The organism is Clostridium zeae (assembly GCF_017312485.1).
GTDB classification, from domain to species: Bacteria; Bacillota; Clostridia; order Clostridiales; family Clostridiaceae; genus Clostridium_AR; species Clostridium_AR zeae.
In genome coordinates, this window is record NZ_BMBA01000005.1 from 38,097 (window position 1) to 47,729 (window position 9,633).

The window sequence follows — 9,633 nt, forward strand, 5'->3', positions numbered from 1 at the left end:
TATTTTAACGAGGTGAATTTAATTGAAAAAAGTTTTGGGATTTATAGGTTGTGGAAATATGGGAGCGGCTATGGTTGGAGGTATAATTGCATCAGGTATTGTAACAAATGATAATATTATAGCATCTACCAAAACTAAGCAATCAGCAGAAGCACTTGAACGAAAATTTGGAATAAAAACTACTCTAGATAATAAGAAAATAGCTTCTGAGGCGGACATAATATTTTTAGCGGTTAAACCGTTTATGTATGATGCAGTAATTGAAGAGATAAGAGATATAATAAGTACTGATACTATAATTGTTACTATTGCAGCAGGTATTGAGCTTGAGAAGGTTAAGAGTACTTTTAAAAGAGAAGTAAAGTTAATTAAAACTATGCCGAATACTCCTGCTTTAGTTGGCGAAGCAATGAGTGCTATTTGTCCTTCAAATAATATATCTGAGGAAGAACTTGATTATGTAATAAGTATATTCAATTCTTTTGGAAAAACTGAAATACTTGATGAGAAAGACTTTCACGGATTTATAGCTCTTTGTGGATCTTCTCCAGCATATGTATTTATGTTTATAGAGGCTATGGCAGATGCAGCAGTTAAAATGGGTATACAAAGAAAGAAAGCATATAAATTGGCAGCACAATCTGTATTAGGTTCAGCCAAAATGGTATTAGATACTGAAAAGCATCCTGGAGAACTTAAGGATATGGTTTGTTCGCCAAGAGGTACAACAATAGAAGCTGTAATAGAATTAGAGAATGGTGGAATGAGATCATCTATAATAAAAGCTATGGAAAAGTGTGAAGAGAAATCTAAGAATATGTAATAGATTGTGAATTCTAAGAAGTAAGTACTTAAAGTGATAAGTATTTACTTCTTTTTTTTATAATTTTAAAGTAAATTTTGTGAGTTTAGGATTAGTTAATAAATAAAATTAAATGATAAAAATTATCATTTACAATATTATATATATGAGTTATTATATTTAAGAAAATAATTATGATTAAATAGTAATTATTAATAGAGGTGGATTTATATAATCAATTATATAGAAAGATTTAAAGTATTAATGAGGTGATTGTTTTGAACAAATATAGAATATTGCTGTATTACAAATTTATAAACATAGAGAATAGTGAGGAATTCTCAAAGGAACATTTGAAATTATGTAAAGATATCAGACTTAAAGGGAGAATATTAATTGCAGATGAGGGGATAAATGGAACGGTATCAGGCACTATAGAGCAAACAGAAAAATATATGAATGCATTAAAGAGAGATGACAGATTTATAGATATGATATTTAAAATTGATGAATCAAATGAACATGCTTTCAAAAAGATGTATGTGAGGCATAAGGACAGTATAATAACTTTACTTCCAGAGGATGATGTAAATCCAAATAAAAAGGTTGGAAAGTATCTGAAGCCAAATGAATTTTATCAAATGCTTCAAAGAGATGATGTAATAATAGTGGACGGAAGAAATGATTATGAGTATGATATAGGTCACTTTAGAGGTGCTATAAGGTCAAATGTAAATAACTTCAAAGAGTTCCCGAAATGGATAGATGATAATTTGTCTGAGTATAAAAATAAGAAAGTACTTACTTATTGTACTGGCGGAATAAGGTGTGAGAAGTTGACAGGAGTACTTTTAGATCACGGGTTTGATGATGTATACCATCTTGAAGGTGGAATAGTGACCTACGGTAAAGATCCTGAAATAAGAGGAAAGTTATGGGATGGAAAGTGTTATGTTTTCGATGAAAGAATTTCTGTAAGGATAAATAATACAGATGAAGATATAGTTATATCTAAATGCAACCATTGTGGAGAGAAGTCTGACAGATATATAAATTGTATTAATGATGATTGTCATAAGCAACATATATGCTGTGAGAAATGTGAAAAAGCACAAGAAGGTTTTTGTTCTAGTAACTGTAGACAATACGTACTAGAGCATCCTGAGAAAGATGCACGATTAAGGTTTAAAGAAAAAGCTAAGATGTATAAAAGATATAATCAGTATCATGAAAAGGCTAAAGAAGCTATTAGCAAATTAGATAAAAATTATTCAGCTTAGGTAGCTGTAAGTGCAGTTAAAAATTTAATATATAAAAACAAAAAAAGTTTTTAAATATCTATTGACAGAAATCAAAAAAAGATATAAACTTTAGATAGTGATAATCATTCTCAAACAAATCTTTTATAAGATAGATGTTTTTACTGGGCAAAATAATTATATCTTACTTATATTAGTTGGGACTGGTTTTCGAAGGCAAACACACATAGCATTAACCAAATAGACTCCTCTTAATATTATTTGATGACTGCGGAGAGGCTATCCAAAATAGGATAGCCTCTTTTGCATTTAAGTAATACATATTTTTTATTCTTTAGGAAATTATAATATACGTAAGTTTACGTATAATCACATTTTATTATAAGAAAGAAATATACGTAATAAAGGAGCTGATAATATGGATAAAAGTTTAAAATCAAAACAACAAAGTATGTCTGATAAAAGTTCACAATCACAATCTTCAAAAACAGGATATATGGATACAGGTAATTCGGGTGTAAGTCAAGGAAATCAAAATACTAAAAACAAGAGATAATGCATTGAGGCAGATGTTTTTAACACTGCCTCAATTTTATATACTTTTATAACTGGATGTTAATTAACTATTAAATATATAATTGTAGTTATTAGAAGCTAAACTTACCTATTTTGTTTATGATATAATATAAAAGATAGGAGGTGGGTTTAATGGGTGGAATTACTATAGACAATATAATTTTATTATTAGTAGCCCTAATACTTTTATATTTAGTGTTTAAGTTCATAAAAGGTATAATAAAAACTATAATAACCATTATTTTAATCCTTACTTTAGGTGTAAGTGCGTATAATATATTTATTTCAAAAAAATCTGTTAGTGATGAAATTAATAGATATAAGATTGACTATGCATATTTTAATGATGTAAAAGATATATCGTCTGAAGCAAAACAAACAGTTGATGATATAGAAAAGAATAAGGATATTGATCAAAATATAAACAAGCTATCAGAGTTAAGAAATAAGGCACAATCTTTAAATCATAGTAGTGATCTAGATGCTTTGCATAATAAATATATAAATACTTTTGATGGAATCATATTAGGATGCAAAGGATATAGTACTGCTAAGCAGGTTGATGAGCAAACTAAGAAAATAGACGAATTAAAGAAAAATTTAGATATGAGTCTTAAGGATATAGTTTCAGCAAGATAAAATATGTAGAGCTATGAATACAATTTTAGAATATTTAGCAAAAAAGACTATTTATAATTTTTAAGTTTAAATTATAAATAGTCTTTTTTTATTATAAACATATAAAAAATTTTTTTAAAAATTATAAAACTTTTAATTAATGCTAAATATAGTTATTAGTAATGTATATAAATATATAATTTTATATAGAATATACGAATTATAAAATAAAAGTGTTAAAAAATATTCGTAACTTCCATTGACCTAATATATTTACTTTGATACTATGTTAGGTGGGAATTTAATTATATTAAATTTATTACTATTAAAATTTATATAAGTTTTAGACTTATTAGGAATGACAATAATGAATGAGTGTAACCAAGTAAACTGATGTATTTAAGGAGGAAGGGTTATGTCAGCATTTATAGTTTTAGGAGCTCAGTGGGGCGATGAAGGAAAAGGAAAGATGACTGATTACTTAGCTGAAGAAGCTGATGTTATAGTTAGATTTCAAGGTGGAAATAATGCAGGTCATACAGTAGAAGTTGAAGATAAACAATATAAATTACATTTGATACCATCAGGTGTACTTTATGATTCAAAATTGAACATAATAGGAAATGGTGTTGTTGTAGATCCAAAGGCTTTATTTGAAGAAATTGATTACCTTGAAGGTTTGGGAGTAAAAGTAACTCCAGAAAAGCTTATGATTAGTGATAGAGCTCATCTTATAATGCCATATCATAGAGTATTAGATAGATTAAAGGAACAAGCAAGAGGAAAGAATGATATAGGGACTACTGGCAAGGGCATAGGTCCATGTTATACTGACAAGTTTGAAAGAAGCGGAATAAGAATCTGTGACTTACTACATAAAGATGTATTTACAGAAAAGTTAAAAATAAATGTTGAAGCAAAAAATGAGTATATAACTACTGTTCTTAATGGAGAAGCATTAAGTTTTGAAGAGATATACAATGATTATATAGCTTATGCAGAAAGATTAAGACCATATATACAAGATACATCAGTAAAAGTTTATGATGCTATAAAGAGTAATAAGCAAGTTTTATTTGAAGGTGCTCAAGGAATGTTGCTTGATATAGATTATGGTACTTATCCATATGTTACATCATCAAATACTACTTCTGGTGGAGTATCTAATGGTGTAGGTATAGGCCCTACAATGATAACTAATGCCGTTGGTATTGCAAAAGCATACACAACAAGAGTTGGTAAAGGTCCTTTCCCTACAGAATTAGAAAATGAAACAGGAGAATGGATAAGAGAAAAAGGCCATGAATTCGGAGTAACTACTGGTAGGGCTAGAAGATGTGGTTGGTTGGATTTAGTTATATTAAAGACAACAGTAAGAGTATGTGGATTAACATCTTTAGCTGTTACAAAAATAGATACATTAGCTGGATTAGAGAAAATAAAGGTTTGTGTTGGATATAAATTCAACGGTTCTGTTATTGATTACTTCCCAGCAAGTCTTGAAGATTTAGCTAAGTGTGAGCCTGTTTATGAAGAATTTGATGGATGGGATGAATCTGTAGCTGATGCTAGAAGCTATGAAGAGCTTCCTGAAAATGCTAAGAAGTATCTATCTAGAATAGAAGAAATAACTGATACAAAGATATCAATAGTTTCTGTGGGACCTAGAAGAGACCAAACTATGAGAGTTAGCGAGTTATAATATAGTAAATATTCTTATATTGAAGAAGGACCTATCTATAGATTAGGTTCTTTTTCAATAAATAAAAATATAAAGTTTTTATGTTATTGTAACTTAGGTTACTGAAAAAAAGCTTTTTTTTATGTAAAATAGACTCATAGGTAGTAAAAAACAGCTTGAAAAATATACTAGATGAGTTTACATTTAAATCCGACCATTTTGGTTGAATTTATATAAATAATCTAGTATAATAATTAAAGTAAGCTTGTAACATAAAATTATTAAAAAGTGAGGTTGATAGTAATGGTTACTAAGGACATGACAATAGGTGAAGTAGTTAGAACATATCCACAAAAAGCAGAAGTTTTGATGAGCTTTGGAATGGGTTGTGTTGGATGTCCATCAGCTCAAGCAGAAACTATTGAAGAAGCTGCTTTAGTACATGGATTAAACCTTGATGAATTAGTAGTTGCTTTAAATAAGTAATAAATAAGAACTTTTAAGGACGTCTTTGTTAAGACGTCCTTGTTTTTAATGTATGAAAAAGTATAATACACAAAAGGATACAAATGAAAATTGAAATATCAATTTTTTAATAGCATTATATAAGACTTACCTGTATTTCATAAATATAGGTTATAAAACGCCAATGTGGTATAATATTTAACATTTATGTTAAAATTATACTATAAGAGTAGTGATGGAGGGTTTATGCTTAAAAAATTTGAAAAAGAGTACGAGATAAATTATCACGATGTAGCATGGAATCTAAAGGCATCTATTTCAACTATAGTGAATTTCCTATGTGATATAGGATTTAGGCAATCTGAAAGCCTTGGAGCGGGGATTAAGGCCATGATGAAAGATAAACAGTCATGGGTATTTTATAAATATGATATAGAAGTTCATAGATATCCAGATATAGAAGAAAAGATAAAGGTGATTACTGAACCAATAGGTTTCAGAAAGTTTTATGCTTACAGAAAATATATTGTTTTAGATGTTGATGGAAATGTAATTATAGAGGGAAAGAGTATATTTTTCTTTGTTGACTTAGAAAAAAGACGAGCGATAAGAATACCTGATCAGCAGTATAAGTTATACGGAGTAGATGGAGATTTAGATTATTCAATAGATATTGATGATGTTAAGCCAATTAAAGAATATGATTTTAAAAAGACTTTTAGAGTAAGGTATGGGGATATAGATTCTAATCTTCATGTTAATAATGTAAAATATATAGAATGGGCGGTAGAGAGTCTACCAATTGGTATAATTAAAGAAAATAGTATTAAAAGAATAATTGTTAATTTCTTAAAGGAAACAACTTTTGGACATGAGATATCTTCTTCTAGCAGTATAAATAACCTAGATGATAGTATAGAAAGTGTTCATAAGATAGAGGATGAAGAAGGAAAAGTTTTAGCTACGGTAAGATGTGTATGGGAATAAAATAAGTAGATAAAAAATCGCTAATGAATTCATATTAGCGATTTTTTATCTTATAGAATTTTTTATGTTATTTAGATGCACTTTTTCCAGCTAATACACCTGAACTCCAAGCCCATTGTAAGTTAAAACCACCGCAATCACCATCCACATCTAAGATTTCACCACAAAAGTATAGATTAGGAACAATTTTAGATTGAAGTGTTTTAGAATCTACTTCTTTAGTATTAATCCCTCCAGCAGTTACTTGAGCACTATCAAAACCATTAGTGCCAATGCATTTGAAAGACCAGTTTTTTAATAAATTAATTATATTATTCTTTTCTTTCCAGTCTAGGCTATAGCAAGGTTTATGGATATCTTGTATCCCAGCTTCTTTTAATAAGATTGGAACTAGCTTTTTATTTATTACCCCTATAAATGATTCCATTAGGGTTCTATGTGATACCATAGACCAATGTGCTTCAAAAAAGTTATGTAAATCTTCAGTAGATTTTCCAGGCATCATATCTACAGAAATCACAACTTCTTTATTTTTTGAAAGAGAGTAAGAAGCTATCCTAGAAAGTTGTAAAATTGGAGGCCCTGATATACCGTAATCTGTAAAAAGTATTTCTCCAAATTCTTTTCGTAATGAAATTCCGTCTACTATTACTTCACTAAATCCATCAAACTTTATACCTGAAAGAGCTTTTAAACTTCTATGATCTAGCTTAAGTTGGATTAATGCTGGGATTGGTTCTATTATACTATGCCCTAAATGAGAAGCTAAATTATACCCTGAACCATCTGATCCAGTTTTATGTGCTGATTTTCCTCCACAAGCTAATATAACTTTTCCACAGCTTATAGTACCTAAAGATAAATCTGATGTGGATAACTTAAAAATATCATCATTGTGGACAATTTTTTTTACTTTAAAAGAATTATACACAGGTATATTTCTATCTTCTATAGCAAATCTTAATATATCCACAACTGAAGAAGCTTGAAGTGACTGTGGATACATTTTCCCTTTTTCTAATTCTACTATAGGTAATCCTAGTAATAGAAATAGGTTTTTTGTGTCTTCCACTGAAAAGTTATTTAGAGAATAACTAAAAAAGTTTGGGTTTTCACTATGGTAATTTTCAAATGGAAAGCCAATTAGTGAATTACTTATATTACAACGTCCATTACCAGTGGTTAAAATTTTTTTGCAAACTCTATCAGTACCCTCTATTATTGCTACATCTGCGCCGTAATCTTTTGCTGTAATAGCAGCTAATAAACCTGATGCACCACCGCCTATCACAACTATATCATGATGTATTTTACTCATCCGTTTATAATCTCCTTTTAACTGATATTATGAATATCTAAAAATGTATAATTTTAATGAAAAATTTATTTTTGAAACTCTACTGATTTGTGAGCATAAATTAAAAAAACTTTTCATAAATTAAATTTTCGTAAAAAACCTATAATTATATTTTTAACATAAAAGTTTGCTAAATAACAATTAAATCTAAACAATAATTAAATGTTTATTGTATTCTAGGTTCAAATTTCCGTTCAAACGAGTCTTGGTATATTTTTAAATCATGAAAATGGCATAAATATATATAACAGAAAGTGAAATATTAAACTAAATACCTAAATTGTGCATATGTTATGTAATTATTATAATAGTAATATATAATTTTAAAACTCACATACTATAGTAGATTGATATTCAAGATTACAACTAATATATTGTTTATGTTTTAATCTCTATTTAGCTTAAATTAGTATATATATATTATAAACATATAAAGGAGTGGATGATATGAGTGCAAAAGATTTGATGAAATATGATAACTGGATTGTTATAGGTGATGTAGAAAATAATGAAAAATATGCATCTAGGATATTAGCGAAGTTTAGTGCTAATGGATATAATGTCAGCGGAGTAAACCCTAGAGCAAAGACTAAGGATGCTTATAAAAGTATAAAGGAAGTTCCTTATCATATTGATGCAGTAGATTTGTGTATAAATCCTAAGAGTGGTATAGAACTTGTAAAAGAAGCTGATGAACTTGGAATAAAACATGTCTTAATACAACCAGGAGCAGAAAGTGAAGAAATATTAAGCTATTGTAAGGAACATGGCATAGAAGCTGTTGAAGGGTGTGCTTTAGTAGAATTGGGATAAGTATATAAAGATATTTATAAGGGAATTATATTTTTGCAATGAGTAAAGTATGAGGAGGGATATCCATGGATGATAATAAACACAGACAAAAAGATAGACCTAAAAGTAATGCAGAACTCAGAAAAATGTTTCCAAAAGAAGGCGCATATATAGGTGACAAAAATAAAGGTAAGGGTGATTACCAAGATAGACATAAAGATCATAGTGGTCAATAGTAAATAATATTTAAAGGTGGCTAATAAAATATATATCAATATATATAAAATTTATTTTAACTTTAAAAAGGTTAATTTAAAGAAGTGTAAGTTATGAACTTTTTTATAAATTGATATAGTTATATAAAGAATATAGCCACCTTTATTGCCAAAAAAAAATAAGTAAATATAGCTAGGTTATATATAAATAACAAGCTTTAAAAAGTAATCAGAAGCTAGTAATTGATAAACTCAAATAACTAAATTTTAAAGATAAATTTAAAATTTTTTAAAAAAGTGTTGACACTGAGTCTTATTTTTTGTAATATATCTATTGTTGGGTCGTAAAGACGACATAAATTTAAGACATAAAATTTAATTTGGCTCCTTGGTCAAGCGGTCAAGACACCACCCTTTCACGGTGGTAACAGGGGTTCGATTCCCCTAGGAGTCACCATTATCATATTTTTGGGCGCATAGCTCAGCTGGGAGAGCATCTGCCTTACAAGCAGAGGGTCACAGGTTCGATCCCTGTTGTGCCCACCAAAAATATGGCTCAGTAGCTCAGTTGGTTAGAGTGCCGGCCTGTCACGCCGGAGGTCGAGGGTTCGAGCCCCTTCTGAGTCGCCATTTTTAATGCTGGCATGGCTCAACGGTAGAGCAGCTGACTTGTAATCAGCAGGTTGTAGGTTCGATTCCTATTGCCAGCTCCACTAAAAAACAAAATATTTGGCTCCTTGGTCAAGCGGTCAAGACACCACCCTTTCACGGTGGTAACAGGGGTTCGATTCCCCTAGGAGTCACCATTATCATATTTTTGGGCGCATAGCTCAGCTGGGAGAGCATCTGCCTTACAAGCAGAGGGTCACAGGTTCGATCCC

At 29.5% G+C, this 9,633-nt stretch carries 10 protein-coding genes and 5 tRNA genes; 14 read left to right on the forward strand and 1 reads right to left on the reverse strand.

Annotated elements, in window-relative coordinates:
- Positions 1 to 22 precede the first annotated feature (22 nt).
- From proC to J3477_RS19390, 7 genes are all read left to right on the forward strand, one after another.
- A complete protein-coding gene (gene proC / locus J3477_RS19360; RefSeq protein WP_206871582.1) occupies positions 23 to 823 on the forward strand; it encodes a pyrroline-5-carboxylate reductase in 801 nt (266 codons plus the stop codon).
- Positions 824 to 1,080: 257 nt separating this feature from the next.
- A complete protein-coding gene (gene trhO / locus J3477_RS19365; RefSeq protein WP_206871583.1) occupies positions 1,081 to 2,082 on the forward strand; it encodes an oxygen-dependent tRNA uridine(34) hydroxylase TrhO in 1,002 nt (333 codons plus the stop codon).
- A 397-nt stretch (positions 2,083 to 2,479) separates the two neighbouring features.
- Complete coding sequence (locus tag J3477_RS19370) at positions 2,480 to 2,617, forward strand: hypothetical protein (RefSeq protein ID WP_206871584.1); 138 nt, start codon at positions 2,480 to 2,482, stop codon at positions 2,615 to 2,617.
- 152 nt (positions 2,618 to 2,769) lie between these two features.
- Positions 2,770 to 3,276, forward strand: a complete 507-nt coding sequence (locus J3477_RS19375; RefSeq protein ID WP_206871585.1) for a hypothetical protein — start codon at positions 2,770 to 2,772, stop codon at positions 3,274 to 3,276.
- Between the two features lie 394 nt (positions 3,277 to 3,670).
- A complete protein-coding gene (locus J3477_RS19380; RefSeq protein WP_206871586.1) occupies positions 3,671 to 4,957 on the forward strand; it encodes an adenylosuccinate synthase in 1,287 nt (428 codons plus the stop codon).
- 282 nt (positions 4,958 to 5,239) lie between these two features.
- Positions 5,240 to 5,422 (forward strand): DUF1858 domain-containing protein, encoded by a 183-nt coding sequence (locus tag J3477_RS19385; protein ID WP_183279549.1) that lies wholly within the window; start codon positions 5,240 to 5,242, stop codon positions 5,420 to 5,422.
- A 225-nt stretch (positions 5,423 to 5,647) separates the two neighbouring features.
- Complete coding sequence (locus J3477_RS19390; protein WP_206871587.1) at positions 5,648 to 6,388, forward strand: acyl-[acyl-carrier-protein] thioesterase; 741 nt, start codon at positions 5,648 to 5,650, stop codon at positions 6,386 to 6,388.
- Between the two features lie 67 nt (positions 6,389 to 6,455).
- Here J3477_RS19390 and J3477_RS19395 read toward each other — a convergent pair whose 3' ends face one another.
- Positions 6,456 to 7,706 carry a BaiN/RdsA family NAD(P)/FAD-dependent oxidoreductase gene (locus J3477_RS19395; protein ID WP_206871588.1) on the reverse strand — a complete coding sequence of 417 codons (1,251 nt, stop codon included), beginning with the start codon at positions 7,704 to 7,706 and terminating at the stop codon, positions 6,456 to 6,458.
- 486 nt (positions 7,707 to 8,192) lie between these two features.
- Here J3477_RS19395 and J3477_RS19400 point away from each other — a divergent pair, with 486 nt between their 5' ends.
- The 7 genes from J3477_RS19400 to J3477_RS19430 all read left to right on the forward strand — a co-directional run bounded on the left by J3477_RS19400 (position 8,193) and on the right by J3477_RS19430 (position 9,558).
- Positions 8,193 to 8,558, forward strand: coding sequence for a CoA-binding protein (locus J3477_RS19400; RefSeq protein WP_206871589.1), 366 nt, complete (start codon positions 8,193 to 8,195; stop codon positions 8,556 to 8,558).
- A gap of 65 nt (positions 8,559 to 8,623) precedes the next feature.
- On the forward strand, positions 8,624 to 8,773 hold the full coding sequence (locus tag J3477_RS19405) for a hypothetical protein (RefSeq protein ID WP_206871590.1): 150 nt from the start codon (positions 8,624 to 8,626) through the stop codon (positions 8,771 to 8,773).
- A 361-nt stretch (positions 8,774 to 9,134) separates the two neighbouring features.
- Positions 9,135 to 9,209: transfer RNA gene (locus J3477_RS19410), tRNA-Glu, on the forward strand.
- Between the two features lie 13 nt (positions 9,210 to 9,222).
- Positions 9,223 to 9,298 (forward strand) — tRNA-Val (locus tag J3477_RS19415).
- Between the two features lie 7 nt (positions 9,299 to 9,305).
- Positions 9,306 to 9,382, forward strand: a tRNA-Asp gene (locus J3477_RS19420).
- Positions 9,383 to 9,390: 8 nt separating this feature from the next.
- A tRNA-Thr gene (locus J3477_RS19425) sits at positions 9,391 to 9,465 on the forward strand.
- A gap of 18 nt (positions 9,466 to 9,483) precedes the next feature.
- Positions 9,484 to 9,558 (forward strand) — tRNA-Glu (locus J3477_RS19430).
- Positions 9,559 to 9,633 lie beyond the last annotated feature (75 nt).